General features: G+C 54.1%; 21 protein-coding genes and 2 tRNA genes. 18 read left to right on the top strand and 5 right to left on the bottom strand.

The window, feature by feature from the left end:
• The 8 genes from rrp42 (at window position 1) to DESMU_RS06665 (ending at window position 5,055) form a co-directional block, all read left to right on the top strand.
• The gene (rrp42, locus tag DESMU_RS06700) at window positions 1–861 is read left to right on the top strand and encodes an exosome complex protein Rrp42 (RefSeq protein ID WP_013562830.1); all 861 of its coding nucleotides are present in this window, start codon (window positions 1–3) and stop codon (window positions 859–861) included.
• A gap of 13 nt (window positions 862–874) precedes the next feature.
• Window positions 875–1,135, top strand: a complete 261-nt coding sequence (locus tag DESMU_RS06695; protein ID WP_013562829.1) for a 50S ribosomal protein L37ae — start codon at window positions 875–877, stop codon at window positions 1,133–1,135.
• Between the two features lie 5 nt (window positions 1,136–1,140).
• Window positions 1,141–1,674 carry a Brix domain-containing protein gene (locus tag DESMU_RS06690; RefSeq protein ID WP_013562828.1) on the top strand — a complete coding sequence of 178 codons (534 nt, stop codon included), beginning with the start codon at window positions 1,141–1,143 and terminating at the stop codon, window positions 1,672–1,674.
• Window positions 1,675–1,696: 22 nt separating this feature from the next.
• Window positions 1,697–1,912: a KEOPS complex subunit Pcc1 gene (locus DESMU_RS06685; protein ID WP_013562827.1), complete on the top strand. Its 216-nt coding sequence runs from the start codon at window positions 1,697–1,699 to the stop codon at window positions 1,910–1,912.
• A complete protein-coding gene (locus DESMU_RS06680) occupies window positions 1,909–2,274 on the top strand; it encodes a prefoldin subunit beta (protein ID WP_013562826.1) in 366 nt (121 codons plus the stop codon). Before DESMU_RS06685 ends, DESMU_RS06680 begins: the two co-directional genes overlap by 4 nt.
• On the top strand, window positions 2,255–2,566 hold the full coding sequence (locus DESMU_RS06675) for a hypothetical protein (protein ID WP_013562825.1): 312 nt from the start codon (window positions 2,255–2,257) through the stop codon (window positions 2,564–2,566). Before DESMU_RS06680 ends, DESMU_RS06675 begins: the two co-directional genes overlap by 20 nt.
• 87 nt (window positions 2,567–2,653) lie before the next feature.
• A complete protein-coding gene (locus tag DESMU_RS06670) occupies window positions 2,654–4,864 on the top strand; it encodes an elongation factor EF-2 (protein WP_013562824.1) in 2,211 nt (736 codons plus the stop codon).
• A gap of 89 nt (window positions 4,865–4,953) precedes the next feature.
• Window positions 4,954–5,055 (top strand) — tRNA-Asn (locus DESMU_RS06665).
• A gap of 33 nt (window positions 5,056–5,088) precedes the next feature.
• Here DESMU_RS06665 and DESMU_RS06660 read toward each other — a convergent pair.
• Window positions 5,089–6,363 carry an MBL fold metallo-hydrolase gene (locus DESMU_RS06660; RefSeq protein ID WP_013562823.1) on the bottom strand — a complete coding sequence of 425 codons (1,275 nt, stop codon included), beginning with the start codon at window positions 6,361–6,363 and terminating at the stop codon, window positions 5,089–5,091.
• A 116-nt stretch (window positions 6,364–6,479) separates the two neighbouring features.
• Between DESMU_RS06660 and DESMU_RS06655 the strand changes: the two genes are divergently transcribed.
• From DESMU_RS06655 to DESMU_RS06645, 3 genes are read left to right on the top strand one after another with little or no spacing between them, the layout of a single operon-like run.
• The gene (locus tag DESMU_RS06655; protein WP_013562822.1) at window positions 6,480–6,842 is read left to right on the top strand and encodes a nascent polypeptide-associated complex protein; all 363 of its coding nucleotides are present in this window, start codon (window positions 6,480–6,482) and stop codon (window positions 6,840–6,842) included.
• Between the two features lie 7 nt (window positions 6,843–6,849).
• The gene (locus tag DESMU_RS06650) at window positions 6,850–9,447 is read left to right on the top strand and encodes a DNA-directed DNA polymerase I (protein ID WP_013562821.1); all 2,598 of its coding nucleotides are present in this window, start codon (window positions 6,850–6,852) and stop codon (window positions 9,445–9,447) included.
• Window positions 9,448–9,464: 17 nt separating this feature from the next.
• Window positions 9,465–10,760 carry a hypothetical protein gene (locus DESMU_RS06645; protein WP_013562820.1) on the top strand — a complete coding sequence of 432 codons (1,296 nt, stop codon included), beginning with the start codon at window positions 9,465–9,467 and terminating at the stop codon, window positions 10,758–10,760.
• Here DESMU_RS06645 and DESMU_RS06640 read toward each other — a convergent pair.
• Window positions 10,743–11,354 carry a hypothetical protein gene (locus DESMU_RS06640; protein WP_222830660.1) on the bottom strand — a complete coding sequence of 204 codons (612 nt, stop codon included), beginning with the start codon at window positions 11,352–11,354 and terminating at the stop codon, window positions 10,743–10,745. The genes DESMU_RS06645 and DESMU_RS06640 overlap by 18 nt on opposite strands.
• Before the next feature lie 173 nt (window positions 11,355–11,527).
• Between DESMU_RS06640 and DESMU_RS06635 the strand changes: the two genes are divergently transcribed.
• The 3 genes from DESMU_RS06635 to DESMU_RS06625 all read left to right on the top strand — a co-directional run bounded on the left by DESMU_RS06635 (window position 11,528) and on the right by DESMU_RS06625 (window position 13,371).
• Window positions 11,528–11,611 (top strand) — tRNA-Ser (locus tag DESMU_RS06635).
• Between the two features lie 95 nt (window positions 11,612–11,706).
• Entirely contained in the window at window positions 11,707–13,119 is a 1,413-nt protein-coding gene (locus DESMU_RS06630) for a glycosyltransferase family 39 protein (protein ID WP_013562818.1), read from the top strand.
• A gap of 72 nt (window positions 13,120–13,191) precedes the next feature.
• The gene (locus DESMU_RS06625; protein ID WP_013562817.1) at window positions 13,192–13,371 is read left to right on the top strand and encodes a ribbon-helix-helix domain-containing protein; all 180 of its coding nucleotides are present in this window, start codon (window positions 13,192–13,194) and stop codon (window positions 13,369–13,371) included.
• A gap of 39 nt (window positions 13,372–13,410) precedes the next feature.
• Here DESMU_RS06625 and DESMU_RS06620 read toward each other — a convergent pair whose 3' ends face one another.
• The gene (locus DESMU_RS06620; RefSeq protein WP_013562816.1) at window positions 13,411–13,869 is read right to left on the bottom strand and encodes an ASCH domain-containing protein; all 459 of its coding nucleotides are present in this window, start codon (window positions 13,867–13,869) and stop codon (window positions 13,411–13,413) included.
• Window positions 13,870–13,984: 115 nt separating this feature from the next.
• Here DESMU_RS06620 and DESMU_RS06615 point away from each other — a divergent pair, with 115 nt between their 5' ends.
• A complete protein-coding gene (locus DESMU_RS06615; protein WP_013562815.1) occupies window positions 13,985–14,767 on the top strand; it encodes a tRNA (adenine-N1)-methyltransferase in 783 nt (260 codons plus the stop codon).
• 194 nt (window positions 14,768–14,961) lie between these two features.
• Window positions 14,962–15,618 carry an ABC transporter permease gene (locus tag DESMU_RS06610; RefSeq protein ID WP_013562814.1) on the top strand — a complete coding sequence of 219 codons (657 nt, stop codon included), beginning with the start codon at window positions 14,962–14,964 and terminating at the stop codon, window positions 15,616–15,618.
• A 386-nt stretch (window positions 15,619–16,004) separates the two neighbouring features.
• Here the strand turns inward: DESMU_RS06610 and DESMU_RS06605 are convergent, their stop codons facing one another.
• Window positions 16,005–17,027, bottom strand: coding sequence for a dipeptidase (locus DESMU_RS06605; protein WP_013562813.1), 1,023 nt, complete (start codon window positions 17,025–17,027; stop codon window positions 16,005–16,007).
• 92 nt (window positions 17,028–17,119) lie between these two features.
• Here DESMU_RS06605 and DESMU_RS06600 point away from each other — a divergent pair, with 92 nt between their 5' ends.
• Together DESMU_RS06600 and DESMU_RS06595 are read left to right on the top strand one after the other, a co-directional pair.
• Complete coding sequence (locus DESMU_RS06600; RefSeq protein ID WP_013562812.1) at window positions 17,120–18,553, top strand: APC family permease; 1,434 nt, start codon at window positions 17,120–17,122, stop codon at window positions 18,551–18,553.
• A 43-nt stretch (window positions 18,554–18,596) separates the two neighbouring features.
• Entirely contained in the window at window positions 18,597–19,445 is an 849-nt protein-coding gene (locus DESMU_RS06595) for a M55 family metallopeptidase (protein ID WP_013562811.1), read from the top strand.
• A 305-nt stretch (window positions 19,446–19,750) separates the two neighbouring features.
• On the opposite strand, the gene DESMU_RS06590 is transcribed toward DESMU_RS06595, so the two are convergent.
• Complete coding sequence (locus tag DESMU_RS06590; protein WP_280980701.1) at window positions 19,751–20,782, bottom strand: aspartate aminotransferase family protein; 1,032 nt, start codon at window positions 20,780–20,782, stop codon at window positions 19,751–19,753.
• Window positions 20,783–20,784 lie beyond the last annotated feature (2 nt).

The raw sequence follows: 20,784 nt of genomic DNA, 5'->3' as shown, positions 1-20,784 counted from the left end.
TTGAGCATAACACCCGAGAAAGAACCCCTCCTACCTCGGCTACAGGTTGAGAACATCATTAAATCCATTAAGAGAGGGGAGAGAATAGATGGCAGAGGCCTCTACGACTACAGGCCGCTGGAAGTAGTGTTGAACCCTATACAGAAGGCATCGGGGAGCTCCCTTGTAAGGCTCGGTGGAACCCAGGTAATAGCCGGTGTGAAACTGGAGCTAGGTGAGCCGTTCCCTGATAGACCTAATGAAGGGGTTCTCCAAGTACACGCTGAGTTCGTTCCATTGGCATCCCCCTCGTTCGAGCCGGGTCCACCGGACGAGAACTCAATAGAGATAGCGAGGATCATTGATCGATCCCTAAGGGAGCCCAAGGCCGTTAAGCTTGACACGCTAGTAGTGGAGCCAGGTAAAGTAGTATGGGTGGTGTTCGACGACATCTACCTCGTAGACCACCAGGGTAATATAACGGATGCAAGCATGATGGCGTCAATGCTGGCCTTGGCAACCGCGAGAATCCCTGGTTTAGTGAAGACTGAAACCGGGTACAGGGTTGACAACACCAAGCAGACGGGGCCTCTACCGATAAACACCCTCGTGGTAACGGTCACCATGGGTATATACGGTGACACCATTGTGGTCGACCCATCCCTCGAGGAGGAAGCCGTGTTAGACTCCTTCCTAACCATCGCTGTAGATGAAGCCGGGAGAATCTGCGGCGTGCAGAAGAGGGGGATGAAGGGGTTCTCGAGGAACACGCTTGAAAACGCTGTGAACACGGCGTTATCCAAGGGGAGGGATCTCATAGAGCTGTTGAGGAAAATATTAAATAACCCTGGTGAATACATGAAACCCCTAGTGTCAGAGTAGGGTGATGCTGCTTATGGGTAGAACCAAGGTTGTCGGAATAGCTGGGAGATATGGTGCGAGATATGGTTCAACCCTCAGGAAGAAGGTCCGCGACATACTGGAGAAACGCTACGCTCCCCACACATGCCCCTTCTGCGGCTACAAGGGGAGAGTGGTGAGGCTTAGCACAGGGATCTGGACGTGCAGGAAGTGCGGTGCTAAATGGGTTGGCGGCGCGTACACGCCTAAGACCGAGGTAGCGAAGCTCTTCCCAGACATCATTGTAAGGGAGTAGACTACTTGATCCTTGTAACCACATCGCACAGGCCTTCACAGAGAACCAGGTCTTTCACCAAGGATCTCTCGTCAGTCTTCCCGAACTCCGTGAGGGTTACCCGCGGCAAGAAGACCATAGACGACCTGGTTACAGAGGCCTATAGGAGCAGGGTCTCCTTCATACTTGTAGTCGGCGAGAAAAGAGGGAACCCGTCACTGCTCAACATCTACAGGGTTGACTCCGCTGTGCTTCCCCCTAGGGCAGTTGAAATGGCTGTTATCCTGCTTAAAGGGGTCAGGCTCTCAAGGGAGATCCCTGATTCACAGAGAGTCTACAATCCTAGGACGATCGGGGTTGACTACGATGGATGCTCCACTGATGAGTGCTTCGAGCTAGCCGATGTACTGTTGACTATTACGTCGAAGGCGTCGGCTGCTCAACCAGACGTCAAGATACTGCTGGAGGACAGGGAGTGCATTCACATGGAGTTCCACAGCTCCACGGGGCACCGGGTGGGTCCCGTGATACGGGTTTCAAGGGTGGTGCTCTATAAGTGAAGTAGTTGAAGTAGAGTACCTGGTGGAGGCAGGGGACGCCGCTGCACCAGTAGCCTCCGCCCTTAAGCCGGATCTCGAGGATATGCCTGAGGGGTGCAGGGGCGGGGCAGTGTTGAATGGCAGTGTACTCGTCCTGAGGCTCTCGTGTAGGGACGCTGGCTCCTTGAAAGCCTTAAATAACAGCTCTATAAATATGTTGCTCATGCTATTAGATGTGGTAGAGGTGCTTAAGGGATGAGTGAGAAGCCTCTTCCACCGGAAGTACAGAACATGATAATACACTACCAGTCGATCCTTGAGAACAAGGCGAAGATGGAGGCCGAGCTGAGGATTATTGAGGCCGAGCTAAGCGATATAGAGAACATTCTGGAGACATTGAAGAACCTCGGCGACGACGCCGAGCTGTACAAGGCACTCGGCCATGTACTCGTGAAGAAGAGTAAAGCCGACGTGGTTAAGGAACTCGAGGAGAGGAAGGAGCTGCTCACAGTGAAGAGGGATAAGTACCGTAAGCAATTGGACTTCCTCACCAAGGAGGCAGGCAACTTAGAGGGGAGGATCAAGGAGGCTTTAAGTAAGCATGGATACACGACGAGCTAGCAACCCTCTTGGAAGAATACGTGTGGAAGAACTCACGAGCGACGTGCTGGAGGACCTAGCATCCGAGATAGAGCGTAAGGTGTCCGAGTATCTTTCCTCCAAGCTACCGAGGAAAAGCGTCTTCAATACCACTGTGAGCCTGGAGGTTGAAGGCGACCACGTGAACCTTCTCCTGGACCTCGAGGCCTCAGGCCCCTTCGGCGACATCTACGACTACGGGCAGGTGCTGCGGGACGCCATAAACTATGCGAGAAGCGTTTTCGAGGAGCTGATAGAGAAGTATAGGTCTTGAATAATCCTCAACCCTGATGCTTCATGAAAGTTTTTATAATCAGGTAAGCTTATTTCCGTGAAACAGGTTGAAAGAGGCTGGTGAGTAATGGTTAGATTCAAGCAGACTAGTGAAGTATTGAAGATCATGAGGAATATAGAGCAGATCAGGAACATAGGTATCACGGCGCACGTGGACCACGGGAAGACAACGCTCTCGGACTCGCTTCTCAGCGCCGCTGGACTCCTCTCCGAGAAGATCGCTGGTCAGGCACTGGCACTCGACTACCTTGACGTGGAGCAGAAGAGGCAGATGACTGTTAAAGCAGCCAATGCCAGCCTGTACCACGAGTACAAGGGTAAACCATACTTAATCAACCTGATAGATACGCCTGGACACGTTGACTTCCAGTCGAAGACTATACGTGCACTGCGCGTGATAGACGGCGCCATAGTGGTTGTCGACGCTGTTGAAGGCGTTATGACGCAGACCGAGATGTATCTCCGTGTAGCTCTCGAGGAAAGGGTTCGCCCAGTATTATTCATAAACAAGATTGACAGGTTGATAAAGGAGCTGAGGCTGTCGCCGAATGAGATACAGCAGAGGCTGGTCCAGATAGTTAAAGACGTGAACACCCTTATCGCCACGTATGCTGACAAGGAGTTCCAGAAGGCATGGCTCCTGGACCCCATGAAGGGGCAGGTCGCCTTCGGCTCAGCCAGGGATCGCTGGGGGCTCACGATACCTTTAGTGCAGCAGAAGGGGATAAAGTTCTCTGACATAGTGGACGTCTACACTAAGGGCAAGGAGGCTGTCGCAGAGCTCCAGAAGGCTGCCCCCCTACATGAGGCAATCCTAGACATGGTTGTGAAATACGTGCCGAACCCGAGGGACGCGCAGAGATACAGGATCCCGAAGATATGGCACGGCGACCTCAACCATGAAGCCGTGAAATACATGATGGAGGCCGACCCAAACGGCCCCCTCGTAATGCTCGTCAACGATATAAGGGTTGACCCCCACGCCGGGCTCGTTGCAACCGGTAGAATATACTCTGGTACCCTGAGGGCTGGTGAAGAAGTATGGTTGGTGAATGCGAGAGTGCCGCAGAGAGTGCTCCAGGTAAGCCTCTACATGGGTCCCTACAGGGAGCTAGCGGATGAAATAACCGCCGGCAACATTGCAGCCGCCCTCGGCCTCGAGAAGGCTAGGTCTGGTGAGACGGTTGTCGCAATGAAGTACAAGGACTCGATGACGCCTTTCGAGAAGCTCAGGATGATAACGGAGTCCGTGGTGACGGTTGCAATAGAGCCGAAGAACCCGCAGCAGCTCACAAAGCTCGTCGACGCACTCTACAAGCTGCACCTAGAGGACCCAAGCCTCATCGTGAAGATAAACGAGGAGACGGGAGAATACTTGTTGAGCGGAGTGGGGACACTCCACATAGAGATAGCTCTCACACTGCTGAAGGATCTCTACGGGCTGGAGGTGGTTGCATCCCCACCGGTCATAGTCTACAGGGAGACGGTTAGGGAGAGCAGCCAGGTCTTCGAAGGGAAGTCACCTAACAAGCACAACAAGTTCTATATTAGTGTGGCACCCTTGAACGAGGAGACCCTTAGACTGATGTCAGAGGGCATAATCGTGGAGGACATGGATGCACGTGAAAGAGCGAAGATACTGAGGGAGCAGGCCGGCTGGGATGCTGATGAGGCCAGGAGGATAATGGCTATCGATGAAAACCTTAACATGCTGGTGGATATGACGACGGGTGTACAGTATCTTAGAGAGATAAAGGACACTGTTATCCAGGGCTTCAGGCTCGCAATGAAGGAGGGCCCCCTGGCAATGGAGCCTGTGAGAGGAGTGAAGGTGGTGCTCCATGATGCAGTGGTCCACGAGGATCCGGCTCACAGGGGTCCGGCGCAGATATTCCCGGCTGTGAGGAACGCTATATTCGCAGGCTTCCTGACGGCTAAGCCCGCTATACTGGAGCCTATACTGAAGCTAGATATAAGGACCCCGATGGAGTACATCGGCAACATCTCCACAGTGATAACTAAGAAGAGGGGTAAACTCATAGAGGTGCAGCAGATGGAGACGTCTGCAAGAGTTATCGCTGAGATACCTGTCTCAGAGTCGTTCGACATAGCCGACATGCTGAGAAACGTTACAGCTGGGAAAGCAATATGGGGCCAGGAGTTCAGCAGGTGGGCGCCGGTGCCTGAGAGCATGCTGATGGATCTAGTGTCGAAGATCAGGACTAGGAAGGGGTTGAAGCCGGAGCCGCCGAAGCTCGAAGACTTCCTGTCACCATAGTGGTTTAAGCCGGTTGAAGCAAACCTGTTTTTCAGGAGGGTGTCGGCAACGATTTATTAATCCCTCAAATATCCTTATGAAATAGTGGTGCCGGGGTAGCTCAGCTCGGTAGAGCGCCGGGCTGTTAACCGCCGATAAAGTAGCCTGGTGCGGAAACCCGGTGGTCCGGGGTTCGAGTCCCCGCCCCGGCGCTACCTGCCACTCTACTGCTCTAATCCCCGTTGTCACGCCACATCGATCTCGTCCCCTGTGTTGGGGACATGTATTCTTACATCGCTGCCGAGCTCCTCTAGTATAGCCTCCCTCAGGGAGAATGCTTCCTCCTCGCCGCCGTGGACTATTATGATGTCTCTCACAGTGCTCTTATATCTTGAAAGTATGTCGACTAATCCTTTTTGACCAGCGTGACTGGAGAAGTCGAGCCACTCTACTCTTGCATTCACTCTGCCTACCTCTAGCTCAGGGATCTCGCCTGCCTCCAGTAGCTTGTGGCCGTTGCTGTTCGGGGCTTGATAGCTGACCATGATTATTGAGTTCCGGGGGTTCTGGTGGAGTTTCTTAAGGTAGTAGACGCTGGGGCCGCCTTTCAGCATCCCGGCTGAAGCTATTATCACGCATGGCTTGTTTATTATTTTCTTCCTGTCACGGGTGCCTGTGACGAAGTTCACTGTCTCGAAGACCTTGTTGAAGAGCGCTGGGTCCCTGAGGTACTTCCTGTACCTTAAATATATGTCCGTTATATCCTTGATCATGCCGTCAAGGTATACCTCTATGTAGGGTGCTTCGGAAGCTATTAGTGCAGCTATCTCCTGGCTGCGTCCAACGCTGAACGCCGGTATGAGGACTGTTCCCTTCCTGTCAATGGTTTCCTCAACTATTTCGAGGAGCCTTTTCTCAACGACGTGTCTCGGTGGATGGTTTCTCCCGCCGTAGGTTGACTCAACTATCACTGTTTCAACCCCTGTCTCAAGTGTCTCGGCTCCTGGAAGCGTCCATGTCTCCCTGTCGTTTATGTCCCCCGTGTACATAAGTCTGCGGCCGCTCCCTGTTTCAAGGTATGTTATGCTGCTGCCGATTATGTGGCCGGCGTTGGCGAAGACTAGTTTAAATCCATCCTCCTCGTATGTCTCACCGTAGTCGAGGAAAACCGTGTTATCGTAGAGGTTCTCGAACTCCCTCATATCATACTCTATTACAGCGGCGTTCAGCTTCAGGAAATCCATGGTTAAAAGCCTTGCAACCTCGAGCGTCGGCTTCGTTGAGAAGGCTTTAGGCCTCCCGGTTATGTAGAGGTAGGGTGCTGCACCGACATGGTCTAGGTGTGCATGGGATACTATGAGCCCTGATACGTCGACGGGCCTCACGTGCTGGGGTAGCCTGGGCATGTCCCGCTCATCGAAGTTGACCCCGTAGTCGAGGAGGAACCTCTGTGATCCATCCTCGACGAGGTATGCTGCCCTCCCTACCTCCCTTCCTCCTCCAAGCACCTTTATCTTCAACGCTTATCACCGATGCAACGGCAACACGGCCCTGGTGGGAGCCTGTTGATGGAAACGTATTTTAGTGCTCCACCATATTGATTTGTAGTAAGCTTTTTATAATTTAGGTGTTTACCATGATGGCCGGCAACCCGCGTGAGTTGAAGAGGCTCCTTAAGAGAATGGGGGTTGAAGTCGAGGAGTTAAACGGGGTTAAACGCGTTGAAATAGTCTTCGAGGACAGGAAGATAGTGGTCAGGGACCCCCAGGTTCTCGCGTTCAAGGCAGGCGGGCAGGTCTTCTACCAGGTCACCGGGACACCTGAAACCGTTGCACAGGCTGAGGAAGCCGTGAAACCCGTTGAAGAGGTAAAGGTATCCGAGGAGGACGTGCGGTTCATCATGGAGCAGACGGGGGCTTCATACGAGAAGGCCAGGGAGGCGCTTGTAAAGGCTAAAGGCGACATACTGCAGGCCATAATGCTCCTCAGGGAAGGATGATGCAGTCATGACGTACATGGGGGAGCAGCCTCCACCAGGGTTCATTGATAGGTCATCCTATAAAGCCCTGAGTAAACCCCATTATCTCCTAGGCGTATACTACGATGGCAAGCTCGGCAGGGCTGTGTTAGAGTTCCTTAGTGAGGAAGGAGATAGAGTGGTTAAAGTCGTCGATCCAACAGGGCATAAACCATACTTTCTAACAGACCTCAGCCTGGATGAGGCTAAGTCCATTAAGGAGCTTTCAGGCGACAAGGATGTAGACCGCCTTGAGGAAGTCGTCAAGGTAAACCCGTTGACAATGGAGAGGGTGAGGGTTACAAAGATCGTTACGAAAGACCCGTTGGCCGTGAAGAAGCTGAGGGATAAGGTGCCTAAGGGTGCATCAGTGTGGGAGGCGAAGATCAAGTATCACAGTAACTACATCTACGATAACCAGTTGATACCCGGCATGAGGTATGTAATCGAGAACGATGGCCAGCAGCCCAGGATAACCCTGGTTAAGCCCGAGATACCTTTATCCCTCGTGCAAAGCGTCAGGGAGCTCTTCAGGAAGGAGCCTCCTGAAACCGTTAAGCTGGCTGAAGACTACCTGATACTCTTCGAGGAGGCTCCTCCTAGAGCCGTGAGGGTGGCCATGGATATCGAGGTCTACACGCCGTTCAAAGGCAGGATACCGAATCCCAGGCAGGGCGAGTACCCTGTTATCAGCATAGCGTTCTCCTCGAATAACGGGTTCAGGAAAGTGCTCCTCCTCGGGAGGCCTTTCAAGCAGAGATTCGACTACATGATTGAGGAGTACCCTGTCGACGTCGAGGTCGAGGTGTTTGACTCGGAGAAGGCGATGCTCCTGGAGGCGTTGAAAACCGTCTCCAAGTACCCTGTGCTACTCACGTACAACGGCGACAACTTCGACCTCGTCTACATCTACACGAGGGCTGTAAGGCTCGGGGTGCCGAGGTACCTCGTCCCATTGAGCATAGGGGAGGATATGGTTAGGCTTGAAACAGGCGTCCACCTCGACCTCTACAAGTTCTTCTCTAATAGAGCGGTGAAGAACTATGCTTTCAGCGGGAAGTACCAGGAGGAGAAGCTGGACGCCGTGTCATCAGCCCTCCTAGGCGTGTCCAAGATAGGGTTCGAGGAGACCATAGGCGATATCTCAGCGTCGCTCCTAGTAGCCTACAACATGAGGGACGCAGACATAACCCTCCAGTTGACCACGTTCAGCAACGAGCTAGTGTGGAGGCTCATGATCCTGCTTGCACGTATCTCGAAGACAAGCATAGAGGATGTGTGCAGGAGGCAGATCTCCAGCTGGATACAGAACCAGTTCTTCTGGGAGCACAGGAGGCTGGAGTACCTTATACCCAACAGCGAGGACATAGTTAAGTACGCTGGGAGAGCCGGCACCAGGGCCATAATAGACGGGAAGAAGTATGCTGGAGCCCTGGTGATAGAGCCGCCGAAAGGCGTATTCTTCAACGTAATGGTCCTGGATATTGCTTCACTGTATCCCAGTATCATCAAGAAGTATAATCTCAGCTATGAAACCGTGGACATGCCGTGGTGTAAGTCAACCATCGATATAACTGATGAAACAGGCAGGAAGCTGCACAGGGTCTGCACGGATAAGCCGGGTTTAACCGCGCAGATCACAGGTATACTCAGGGATTTCAGAGTGGGGATCTACAAGAAGAGGGCTAAGGATAAGTCTCTGCCGAAGGACACTCTGGCATGGTACGATGTAGTGCAGCGCGCTATAAAAGTGTTCATCAACGCGAGCTACGGGGTGTTCGGTGACAGCCGGTTCTCACTCTTCTCGCCCGCCGTGGCCGAGAGCGTTACAGCTATGGGCAGGAAGTCGTTTATGACCATAGTCTTAAAGGCCGCTGAGCTAGGCGTTAAACCACTCTACGGGGACACGGACTCCATATTCGTGTGGAACCCTAACCGGGGCCAGCTGGAGGTGCTCCAGAAGTGGATACTTGAAAACCTCGGCCTCGAGATCGAGCTCGACAAGGAGTTCACGTACGTGGTTTTCACAGGGCTGAAGAAGAACTATCTCGGTAGAACCGGTGACGGAGGCATCGAGATAAAGGGGCTTGTGGCGAAGAAGAGGAACACGCCTGAGTTCCTTAAGGAGCTCTTCCAGGAGATACTCGGCAAGCTGAAGGATGTTGAGACACCGGAGGACTTCGTCTCCTTCGCCAACTGGCTGGAGGACAGGTTGAAGGAGTACTATGTAGGGTTGAAGCGTAGGGAGGTGCCCTTGGACAGGCTTGCTATAAGGGTTGCACTCACCAAGCCTCCCTCAAGCTACACTAAGACCAAGCCTCCCCATGTGAGGGCTGCGATGCAGCTGGCGAACTACGGTATCAGCGTGCAGGAGGGGGATGTCATAACATATGTGAAGGTGAAGGGTAGGGAGGGCTATAAGGCTATACAGCTCACGAGGCTGCATGAAGTCGACCCTGATAAATACGTGGAGCTCATAAAAAGCGGGCTCGAACAGTTGCTGGCAGCTCTCTCCATAAGATGGGAGGATATAGTGGGTGGAGTAGGGTTAACGGGCTATGCTACTGGGGCTGCCAGGTACAGGTAGATGCTGGTGATGTATGCATGTCTCCCAGGATGCATCCCTCAACATCTACGGCTACGGCGCCCAGGGCGGTGTTAGCGGTCACAGTGATACTCCTGGCTGCGTCAATAGTCGTGCACATGCCGACGGAGGTTCAGAAAACCCTGCTGGGACGCGTGATCCTCCACGACCCCGTGTACGACGACCTCTACGCGTCGGTTAAGCAGGTGTTCTACGTTGACTCCTGTAACCCGGGGAGCGGTGTCTGGCTCGACAAGGCGGCTGCCTCAACGCTGTGTAGTGGTGGACGAGCCCTGGTGTTCCCCTACCTTGACTACAGGCTGAATCAACCGCCTCTCGCAGGGTTTATCCTTGCCTCGATGACCTCGCTCAGCATGCTTTCCCCCGGGGGCCCTGAGGTATTCCTCTCCGTGTTCTACCTGCTTCAATCCATCCTCTCCACGGCTGCAGCCCTGTACAGCGTGTACAGGTTGACTACTAGGGGTGGCGTCTACTTCTACCCCTTGTACGCTGCAACCCTACTGGTCTACGGTGTCTACGGCTTCGACGTGTTCGCACTGCCCTTCATAGTTGAAGCCTTCATAGCTATCCGTGAGGGGAGGTGGAGGAGGGCGGCTTTCTCCACTGCACTAGCGCTCTCGGTAAGCTTCTACATGTTGATCCCGCTTGGCTTACTGGCCTACATGGTTGTGAGAGGCGACCTCGATGAGCGTGGAGTGGTGGCCGGCCTACTCTCCGGTGTACCATTGTTCATCGCCGTCGTCGCAATGGATCCAGGCTACTTTAACAATGTGATCGGCGACGTGCTTCAACCAGTCTTCAACAACGGTGTCTTCTCAATCCTCACTCTTAAGGCTAGCGTGGGAGCCGCCTACGCTTTTAACACAGGGGTGTGGATTCTTGGAATGCTCATACTCTACTCCATGAGCCCGCCTGCGGGCAGCAGGATGGATCTCCTAAGGCATATGGCTGCATCAATGCTCCTTCTCTACGCTGTACACCCTAGGATGGTGCCGCAGACACTCCTACTCGTGCTCCCCCTTCTACTCTCCTTCATCAAGCCGGCTGACCCCGGGATGCTTGTAGTGGAGGCATCCAACGCCGCAATAATACTACTATGGTTCAAGGCTGGCGAAGCCTCCAGGTATCTCTCAGCAATCCTAGGGGTTGAAGCACCGCCTCAGCCAACGTCGCTGGGTAACCCCGTCCAGTGGATCGCCTTGTTCAGGGGTGCCCTCACCCTGCTCTACGCTTTAAGCCTCCTTACTCAACCCCTTGGGGAGGAGAGTGAAAAAAAACTACTCTGGCGGGGGTAGAGACTTCTTAAGTAGCTCCACATGCTCCTCTGTGAGGTTGCTTTCAGCGTACTTTACTAGGGAAGGCTTCCCCTCGGTGAACAATATCTTGCTGTAGTTGAACTTCCCTGCGTTTAGGTCAGCTGTGAAGACCCTTACCTCGGGGAGGGAGCCAAGGTATCCCGCCAGCTCGGGATCCGAGAGCAGCGTCGTCAACTGCTTTGTCGCCAGGAAGACCCTCACGTGGAACACTATGGGGACTTGAATTCTTCTCCTCGCGAACGCCTTGAGCACTCGTTGCGTTGCCGATGCAACGAAGCTCATTTTCTGCTCGCCTCCGAGCACTATGCTCACTGCGTCAGGCTTCATTGACGCTACTTCCTCAGCTAACGCGTCCTCCCCGCCCTCCTCGTAGAAGAACACCTTGAAGACCCCGTTGCCGTATCCATGCCTATGCATATAGCCGGCTACCTGTGCCGCGACGATTGAGCAACAGATCCTGTCTGCAACGGTCACCACGGCTATCCTCTTGTATCCCTCGTAGAGGGTTGCACCGGTGAGGAAGCCTGTGAGGCCCCTTAGGTAGACTTCTTCACCTAGTGAAGCCCTACTCATGCTCATTTTTATCCCCTGGATAAGTAATATGAGTGGATTGTTTAAAAATGTTTCCTTTACAGTTACTTGTTTTAAGATGCTTAAACAGGGATCCAGCTGTGTGTTGAAGCAGTTGAGACATGGCGCTGGGAAAAAGTTATAAGTCTTAGCCACCATTACGTGGATCCGTGGGAGCCGGGGTCGCCTAGCCTGGTAGGGCGCCGGCCTGCTAAGCCGGTGGGGGATTCCCCGCGCGGGTTCAAATCCCGCCCCCGGCGCGTCCTTCACACGGTTCGCCATGCTTCAGCAGCCACATTATTTACGGTGGGTGAGCATACCTATCCAAGCGGGCTGCGCGTGGAGGGTGCTTGACTTGGGGTGGAAGACCGTTGAAACACTAATAGTCCTCCTGGTTGCAGCTGTGGCGCTAGCGGTGTTCACGTGGAGCGCCCTGGGGTTCGAGGAGCTTGAATCCGTGAAGGGCGGTAAAGGCTATGTGTCGGATGAAGTATGGTATGTTGGCTCGGCCAGGACGATCCTTGTGAAAGTGTTTGGACTGGAGCCGAGGATGCCTGGGGACAGCTACGGGTACACTGTGGTGTACAGTGGGCAGGTGGACTACGGAGTGCTCGAGTCCCTTGCAGCTAGGTATGGTTTAAGGCTTCGAGTAGACTACAGTGACCTCAAGGCATTCTACGTGTCGGGGAGCAGGGAGGGTTTAACCGGTTTCCTCAGCGAGGCCAGGAGGTATGTTGAGGTGGGCGACGTGATCCCTGGTTGGATGATGCCTGATCACAGCGGGATAAACAACTACTTGAACCAGGAGCACCCCCCGCTCGGGAAGTACATTATAGCGTTCACAATGTACGTGCTTGGGGATAGGCCTTTCTACTGGAGGATCCCGTTGATAGTGCTCGGTGCCTCCACCACTATACTACTATACCTCTCGCTTAGAAGGCTCACCGGCAGCACTATAGCAGCGCTGGCGGCTTCACTGCTCTTCACAGCCGACCCACTGGTTAGAACCCTCTTCTCCATAGCGCTCCTCGACGGCTTCGTAGCCTTCACATCCACGCTTGCATTCTACCTTGCAGTGGAGAGGAGGCATGGTTTAGCTGTTGCAGCAAGCCTGGTGGGCGGGCTCTTCAAGTTCACCGGGTTGTTCACGCTGATACCGCTCCTCGTACTGTACCTACGGCAGGGGTTGAGGAGGAGGCCTTCACCATACATGCTGGTGTACACGCTTACAGCCTTCACCCTGCTATCCGGGCTTCTCTTCCTCACAGTGCTCGCAGCCGTCTCCCTCCCCTTGATCAACTACATGGGGCTGGGTAACTGGGTCAAGTACTCCCTGCTCGGCTCGATCACATGGCACACCAGCATCAAGTGCAACGGCCCCTGTCCAGGCAGCTCCGCCCCATGGGACTGGTTCCTGGGCGTGAACGCTTTCACCGTCTACGTGGATCCAACGGTGGCGGCCATAGGGTTCTACCCGCTCTGGTCTACTGTGCTCGTCGCATCCATAGTGCTCGCCCCCCTGGTCTTCAGGGATAAGAGGTATGGGCTTCAATGGGTCTTCCTAACCGGGGTTCTCGCAGGCTACGTGGCCGTGTGGCTTGCAGGGGGTAGATCCCAGTACAGCTTCTACAGTGTGCAGCTCGCCCCGTTCGTCTACGGGGGCCTCGTCTACACGGCTGCCTACGCGTTGCGCAGGGAGAACCTGGCTTACCTGGCCGGCTTCTACAGGAGGGTTTCCGCGCTCACAGTATGGTTGCTGACCCGGTGATGCACGGCGGCGTCAAGTGGTCTAGGATTTTTAAGCTTTACGGTTGCCCCATAATATCCACGGGTTTGAGGCATGTCGGGCGTCATACCCAGGATGCGTTTGATAACGGTGAAGATGCCTGAGCTATATGTTGAAGGGATTGATGAACTAGTGAGGATAGGGAGGTATAGTAGTAGGAGTGAGGTTATAAGGGTTGCTATAAGGGACCTGTTGAAGAAGGAGCTCTGGGTTAAGGAGGCTTCTGAAATATAGTGTTTTTAACCCGGCTGGGGAGGCGTAAGGGCAGCACCCCTATGCATCCATACTGCTGGAGAACTCCCTCGCCTTGTCGAAAACCATTCTTACAACGGGGTCAAGTGGATCCAGGAGCCTCATGCTCATAGGCGGGTTGAAGTCCGGGAAAACCCTCCTCAACGCCTGGAGCCTTATGGGCTGCCTGTACATCAAGGGGTCCACGACCTCTATAGCCATGGCGTCCCTTGAGCCAGCTATATACCTGTAGTCCTCGCCTGAAACACCTGTGTCGCCTATTGCTTTAAGCCTCTTCCACACGTACTCGGGCCGCCCCCTTATCACTCTGCCAGCCGTGAACTCCCCCATGACTGCTTTCACCCTCCCCGTCACGTAGAGTATCACCCGGTCTCCTCTCTCAACGCTGAGCCCGAGGAACCTCCGTAGCTCGAATTTCTTGGAGCCTGTGAAAACCCTGTATGCGTAAACGGGTTTAATGCTGAACAGGTATACCTGCATGGCTTCCCGCCGTGCTATGTTTATAAGGATGACGAGGCCTCTTATAGGGATCGATGTTGAGGGTTGGTATTTCTGAGCAGTGATGAGTGACGCCAGGACTGAACGGTTGTTGCCTATGAGCAGCGTGATACGTGAAGGCGACGATGTACTCGTGGTTATAGATGATAAGAGGAGGTTTGTGGCTAAGGCTAGGAGGGGCGGTGTACTGGGCACTGATAAAGGGGTTGTAAGACTCGACGACGTCGTCGGGAAGCCCTATGGCTCCACCGTGGAGACATCGCTGGGGGCTAGGGCACTCGTCTTCAAGCCTCTCCCACACGACTACGCCCTGCTAGCGTCGAGGGTCACACAGATAATATACCCTAAGGACGCCGGCTTAATGATATATCTATCAGGGGTTAAACCCGGGTCAAGGATAGGTGAAGCAGGCGTGGGCTCAGGCGCCCTCACCATAGCCCTAGCAAGCATCATAGGTGAAACCGGCATCCTCTACGGCTTCGACATCTCCGAGAAAAGCCTCGAGAACACGAGGATCAACCTGGAGAAAACAGGCCTCCTAAACAGGGTGAGGCTCCAGAAACACGATGTAAGAGAACCCGTGAAACTCCCCCACGCACTCAACGCATTCTTCCTCGACATACCGGACCCCTGGAACGCCGTAAACACCATCGCAGAACTCCTCGAACCCGGGGGAACCCTACTAGCCTACATCCCCACAGTAAACCAAGTGGAGAAAACCGTGATAACACTACGGGAACACGGAGGCTTCGCAGACATCCACACATATGAAACCCTCCTAAGAGAATACAAAGTAGAGAAAAACGCTGTAAGACCCTTCACCAGGATGATCGGGCACACAGGATACATAGTCTTCGCGAGAAAACTAGCACAACAATAACACATACCACCCTCGCCATATGTCACATTTGTTAAACCTGGCCTCAATATAAAGAGGATTGAAAGAAATAGGTTTACACCTGTACCAGCTATAGTGGTTAATTCAACCTCAATGCAAAGAGGATTGAAAGCTGGGACGTTGTTAATCAACCCTTCCTACCGCCTTCGCCGAAGCACCTACTGGGCACAAACGACGTGGGTCAGGACATATTTAGCGAGCTTGTGTATGGCTCTCGCATATCGCTCTTAGTGGGCCTCTCAGCCGCCTTGGCCACGGTGGTGCTGGGGACTCTAGTGGGCCTCATCGCTGGCTACTACGGCGGCCTCGTGGACGATATCCTCTCCACGATCACCGACATCATGCTCCTGCTTCCGGTGCTGCCCTTCATGATATTGATGGCCGCGTTCATGGGACAGGACTACCAGAACATCGTGATAGCCATAGCGGCCTTCACATGGCCCGGTGTAGCCAGGCTTGTGAGGGCCCAAGTGGCCTCGCTCAAGGGTAGCCTCTACATCGAGGCTGCGAAGGCGTACGGTGCAGGCTCGGGTAGGATAATGAGGGTTCACATACTGCCCCAGCTCTACCCCCTGCTTGTCGCGTTTGTGGTGCTCAGGACGGGTGGTGCGATAATAGCCGAGGCCTCGCTGAGCTTCTTAGGCCTCGGGGATCCCACCCAGAAGTCCTGGGGAGGTATGATCTACTGGGCAATGAACAGCGGGGCCATCTCGAGCGGCAAGTGGTGGTGGATAGTGGCGCCAGGGCTCATGATAACCCTGACGGTCGAGGCCACGGCACTAATAGGGTACGCGATCGAGGAGTACGTCAACCCGAGACTCAGGCATCTCTGAGGCCTTGACACCGTCTAGTGCAAGCATTGTGTCCCAGATACATTAGGAGGATTAAAAGCTTTAACCTTTGTCTTCCCGCTTCATTGACCCTTCGCTAGGCATGGGCAGTGCCTGGTCGCCGACGCTTTCCTCCTTAACTAAGCTCACCATATATGCATGTTTTACCGTTTCCGCTCCAGGCTCGCCTAATTCTCCAGCAGATCCTCGCCCTGCAAGTACCCCTAGGCACATTAGTGCTGGAGGCAGACCGCGAGTATTGCAACCCCTTACATAATATAGCTTCCTGCATTGGAGTCCGAACTATCGTGTATGTCCAGTAGCATTGTCACACTGCCCAAGGCGTAGAGCAACTGGTTACAAAGCAGGTTGAGGTTTGAGACAAAAAACTAGGCAAGGTTGGACTTTATAACCCTCAATGCATTCTCGTAGGCTATTTTCCTTAGATCGTTATCGCCCAGCCCCTTCTCCCCTAACCTTTGAAGGAGCGACTGTATCTTGTCCACGGATTCCAGGCCCTCCGGCGCCGGGAGGCCTAGCAACCCATGGAAGTCCGTCCCTATCGCCAGCAAGTCCGCCCCATATCTTTCATGAATGTAAAGGAAGTGCTGAACAAGGTCCTCCATTGTCGGCTTTGGCTTGCTCGCAATTAGTGGGCCTATTACCGAGAGCCCTACGACGCCCCCGTTTTTATGAAGTGCCTCTAGGACTTCATCGTCAATGTTCCTGGGAGTGTCAACAAATTTTCGCACATTGGCGTGGCTTATTATCACGGGCTTCTTGCTGACGGCCATGGTCTCGAGGGCTGTTTTCTTTCCGGCGTGCGCTAGGTCGATGATTATGCCGAGCTTGTTCGCCATCCTCACAAGTTCCTCCCCCTCGGGTGTTAGCCCGTAGTCTTTTTTAGAGGTGCACCCGGAGCCGTACTTGTTGTTGTAGTTCCACGTAAGCCCAAGGCTCCTCAACCCCATCTTCTTCAGCAACACGAGGTCGTAGGGGTCGTCTATTGCCTCAGCTCCCTCCATGTGAATCAACAACCCTATCTTCCCGTCTTCCGACAGCACCCTCTCCGCATCGCCCGCAGACTCCACCAGGGTTATCTCAGGGTAGGCCTCCGCGAGCCTGTAGTATATCGCGAAGTGCTCTAAGACATCGGTTTGAGGGGCTCTGTAGCCGATCGCCGGGAGCCATTTCCCATACAGCTTTTCCAGCTTCTTGGACTCCTCCGGCCGAAAGGTCTCAATGCCAGGAAATATTGCGGCGAAGACCAGCTTCACATTTCCCCGGAAGTACTTGGGTATGTCGGCATCGCGCCCGGGTATGTCGCTCCTCAGATCTCCGAGTGGCTCGCCGCCTCCGTGGTATAAGAAGTACGCGGATACATCTTCGTGCATGTCTATGACTGGGTACACATTGTTCACCCAACCGATACGGTTTCTTCTTATACATCGAAAGATATATATATCTTTCCATGTATAACTAGAGAGAAGGTGGGGGTGACTATATGTCGCTTAAGAGGGTCCTCGATTGGTACCACATTCTAGCGCTCGGAGTCGCTGGAATTGTAGGGACGAGCTGGGTATACTTGAACACGACGTTCTACGACTTGTACGGCCCGGGAGGGGTAATATTAGGCTACATAGTCGCAACCGTTATGGCGTCGCTAATGGCACTAGCTTACTCCGAGATGGGGTCGGCCATAAACAGGGAGGGGGGCGAAGTCGCGTTCGTGTACCCCGCGCTGGGGGCAGCGGGCTCGTTCTTCGTGGCGTGGATGTTCCTCTTGGGGATGCTCGCCGCGGCTCTCTCGTTCTATGTAATAGGGATAGCGTTCCTCCTCAGCTGGGTGTTCCCCCAGCTAAACACCATGCCGCTCTACTATGTCGCAGGCTACCCGGTCTACCTGCCTTGGATAATAGTGGGCTACATTAGCGCTCTCATAGTGTTCGCACTAAACTACTTTGGCGCCAAGCTCACGGGCAACGTCCAGACCGCGCTCTTTATACTGCTGATACTGTGCGGGGCTATACTAGTCGCGGTGGCAGCTATATATGGCTCGTTAAACAACTTCATGCCCCCGTTCAAACCCGGAACTGACCCCGCTGTGAGTGCCTTCAGGTTCGCGCTCTTGGGCATAGGGTACCTGTCAGGCTTCGAGACCCTCCCCATGATCGCCGAGGAGAGCAAGGTCTCCCCGAGGAAGTTCGGGTACCTGGTGGCCCTCAGCGCTGTGTTGGCTGGCATGTTCTACACGCTAATGATGTTCGCGGGTGCTTTGATAATTCCGTGGCAGGGATCGTCCACCGTTGCCCCACGGGGGTTGATAGACGAGATGTCAATGATACACCCCGCATTGGGATGGGTAGCGTGGCTGGCCTCGTTCCTGGGACTCGTCACTTCATGGATTCCTGCTCTAATGACTGTGTCAAGGATGATCTACGCACTGGCCCGGGGAGGATTGTTCCCCAAGCAATTCGAATACCTCCACCCCAAGTACGGGGTGCCGACCAGGGCCATGGTGTTTGTGCTGGCGATCTCCCTCATCCTAGGCCTGCTGGGCAGGAAGGGCCTCGTGTGGTTCCTAGATGTGAGTGGTGTGACACTGGGTGTTTGCTGGCTAACGACGGTCATAACAATGCTGATATGCAGGAAGAGGTATCCGCAGCTCGAGAGGCCATTTAGAGTACCAGCGGCGTGGCTCGTCGGTCCGCTGGCTCTGATCATTGGTTTGATAGTCGTGGTGACCCCGCTAATTCCTGGAACGGATGTAAGCCTGGTGTGGCCCTACGAGTATGTGCTGCTGATAGCATGGGTGTTGCTGGGCATATTCGTATACTTCGCCTATGTGCGCAAGAGGATCAGGGAAATAGGGTTGGAGAAAGTCGCTAAGGGTTTACTCGGCGAGTACTACGACGAGTTGTACGGTGAAAGGAAGTGATTTTTTACTCCCACATAATCAAACCCGTCCGGGGCGACATTGTATGAGACTGTTCATGTCCATCGATATGGAGGGCATGCCCTTCATAGCCTCTGGCGAGCACCTGTATATAAAAGGCGCCCTCTTCAGTGAGGCTAGGAGAATAGCAACCAGGATAACCCTGTGGACAGCTGAGGCCTTCCACCAGAGGGGATTCAACGAGGTCGTGATTGCAGATAGCCATGGGCCGATGGTAAACCTAGATGTCGAGAGCCTGCCAGAATATGTGACACTCATAAGGGGTTTCCCGAGGCCCCTCAGCATGGTGACCGGGGTTGAGAAGGCTGACGCTGTCGTTTTCTTAGGCTACCACTCAAAGGCTGGGACCCCAAAGTCGACGTTCGATCACACATATAGTAGTGCGATCATTGACTCGCTGGAAATAAACGGCACACCGGCAAGCGAGTTTCTTCTGAACACATATACTGCCGGCCACTTCAACAAGCCCGTGATAATGGTTGCCGGGGACAAGGCGCTGATAGAGGAAGATGTCGCGAGATACACCCCATGGGCCACTAGGGTTACACTTAAAGAGTCCTACTCCAGATTCGCCTCCTCGAGCCCAAGCCTCGAGAAAATTAGGAAAGAGCTTGAAAAAGCAGTTGTAGAGGCTGTGGAGAGGTTGAATAAGGGGGAGGCTAAGCCCCTCAGGGCAAGATACCCGGTTGAGGTCAAAGTGAGGTTTCTCGGCACTGAAATGGCCGATGTAGCCGAGCTACTACCGCTGATAGAAAGAATCGATGGTAAAACAGTGAAGTATGTTGCAAGGGATATCGTTGAGGCATACAGGATATTCGAGCTCCTACTGGCAGCCGCTCCCAAGCTATACCCATATAGCGTGATACCCACCTAGATTTTTATCTCTGCTGGAGCCTTGGAGACAGCTCTCACAATAGTTTCGGAATAGCCTTCCCCGCAGAGAATCGCAAGCCTAGTGTATCAAAGACCACTGGTGTTGAAGCCGAGGCCCACGAATCGCGTTTGTGCTGCGTCCCTTGAACATTCTCGCGGATTCACGCCTTACTATGTTGCAACCACGCTGCAGGCCCTCCAGCAGTTCCCACCGAAGGCCATGCATTCAAATCGAAGCCGGTTGAGTTATAGGGGCGGAATGAATAGTTGGAGAAGCGGGGCAGAAAAACTGTGGGCTTTCTTCTTTCACCATGGCCTCAGGAACTCCAGTACTTCATCGGGCACCCTTCCCTCGAGCACGTCCTTTATGGATTCCTCGATTATGTCTATGCCCCTGTCGAGGTCTTCCCGGGGTATGTTGAGCGGGGGTGCTATCCTGAGGACGTTGCTGTGTTTTCCGAATGTTATGAGTATTAGGCCCTTCTCCCATGCCCTCCAGCATATCTTGAGCGCTGTCTTCTTGTCGGGCTCCCTTGTCCCGGGGTTTTTCACTATGTCGACTCCTATCATTAGGCCTCTTCCCCTCACATCGCCGATCACATGGTATTTCTCCTTGAGTTCCGTGAGCCTCTTCAACGCGTAGTCGCCGAGTATGGCCGCCCTCTCCACCAGGCCCTCCCTCTTGATCGCGTTTATCGTGGCTATGGCGGCAGCCGCGCACACTGAGTGGCCTGTGTGAGTAAACGCGAAGAGCGGTGGAGGGACAGAGTCCAGTATCTCTGCCCTGCCCACCACGGCAGATATAGGCATTCCGCCACCAAGCGCCTTAGCCGATACGAGGAGGTCGGGGACCACCCCGAAGTGCTCCACCGCCCACCACTTGCCAGTCCTACCCATGCCGGCCTGAACCTCCTCGTCGACTAGGACTGCACCATGCTTGTCCGCGATCTCCCTGAGCCCCTTGATGAACTCGGCCGGCGGCACTACGACTCCTGCGTCTCCCTGTATGGGTTCAAATATTATCGCCGCCGCGCCAGCCTCCTTCACCCTTTCCTCAACCTCCTCCAGCGCCAGGTTTGCCAGCTCCACGGGCCTCTCGTAGCCGTCCACACCCCACTTGTTCCTATAGGGATCCGGGTACTCGGCGAACACCACTTCACTCATCGGGTGGACAGCCTCCTTAACGCTCGGCCCGACTATTCCCGTGGCGGAGAGGGCCCCATACGTCATTCCGTGATAGGAGTACAGGAAGGAGACCACCCCCTTCCTCCCCGTGTAGGCCCTCGCAGCCTTTATCGATGAGTCAACGGCGTCGGAGCCGCTGAAGCCGAAGACCACCT

It is taken from the genome of Desulfurococcus mucosus DSM 2162 (assembly GCF_000186365.1).
GTDB classification, from domain to species: Archaea; Thermoproteota; Thermoprotei_A; order Sulfolobales; family Desulfurococcaceae; genus Desulfurococcus; species Desulfurococcus mucosus.
This window is presented reverse-complemented; position numbering and strand designations above follow the sequence as displayed.

Excerpts from the sequence above, each read along its gene's own strand:
- DESMU_RS06695 (WP_013562829.1), top strand. The coding sequence starts at position 875 with ATGGGTAGAACCAAGGTTGTCGGAATAGCTGGGAGATATGGTGCGAGA.
- DESMU_RS06680 (WP_013562826.1), top strand. The coding sequence starts at position 1,909 with ATGAGTGAGAAGCCTCTTCCACCGGAAGTACAGAACATGATAATACAC.
- DESMU_RS06675 (WP_013562825.1), top strand. The coding sequence starts at position 2,255 with ATGGATACACGACGAGCTAGCAACCCTCTTGGAAGAATACGTGTGGAA.
- DESMU_RS06670 (WP_013562824.1), top strand. The coding sequence starts at position 2,654 with ATGGTTAGATTCAAGCAGACTAGTGAAGTATTGAAGATCATGAGGAAT.
- DESMU_RS06655 (WP_013562822.1), top strand. The coding sequence starts at position 6,480 with ATGATGGCCGGCAACCCGCGTGAGTTGAAGAGGCTCCTTAAGAGAATG.
- DESMU_RS06650 (WP_013562821.1), top strand. The coding sequence starts at position 6,850 with ATGACGTACATGGGGGAGCAGCCTCCACCAGGGTTCATTGATAGGTCA.
- DESMU_RS06645 (WP_013562820.1), top strand. The coding sequence starts at position 9,465 with ATGTCTCCCAGGATGCATCCCTCAACATCTACGGCTACGGCGCCCAGG.
- DESMU_RS06640 (WP_222830660.1), bottom strand. The coding sequence starts at position 11,354 with ATGAGTAGGGCTTCACTAGGTGAAGAAGTCTACCTAAGGGGCCTCACA.
- DESMU_RS06625 (WP_013562817.1), top strand. The coding sequence starts at position 13,192 with ATGTCGGGCGTCATACCCAGGATGCGTTTGATAACGGTGAAGATGCCT.
- DESMU_RS06620 (WP_013562816.1), bottom strand. The coding sequence starts at position 13,869 with ATGCAGGTATACCTGTTCAGCATTAAACCCGTTTACGCATACAGGGTT.
- DESMU_RS06615 (WP_013562815.1), top strand. The coding sequence starts at position 13,985 with ATGAGCAGCGTGATACGTGAAGGCGACGATGTACTCGTGGTTATAGAT.
- DESMU_RS06600 (WP_013562812.1), top strand. The coding sequence starts at position 17,120 with ATGTCGCTTAAGAGGGTCCTCGATTGGTACCACATTCTAGCGCTCGGA.
- DESMU_RS06595 (WP_013562811.1), top strand. The coding sequence starts at position 18,597 with ATGAGACTGTTCATGTCCATCGATATGGAGGGCATGCCCTTCATAGCC.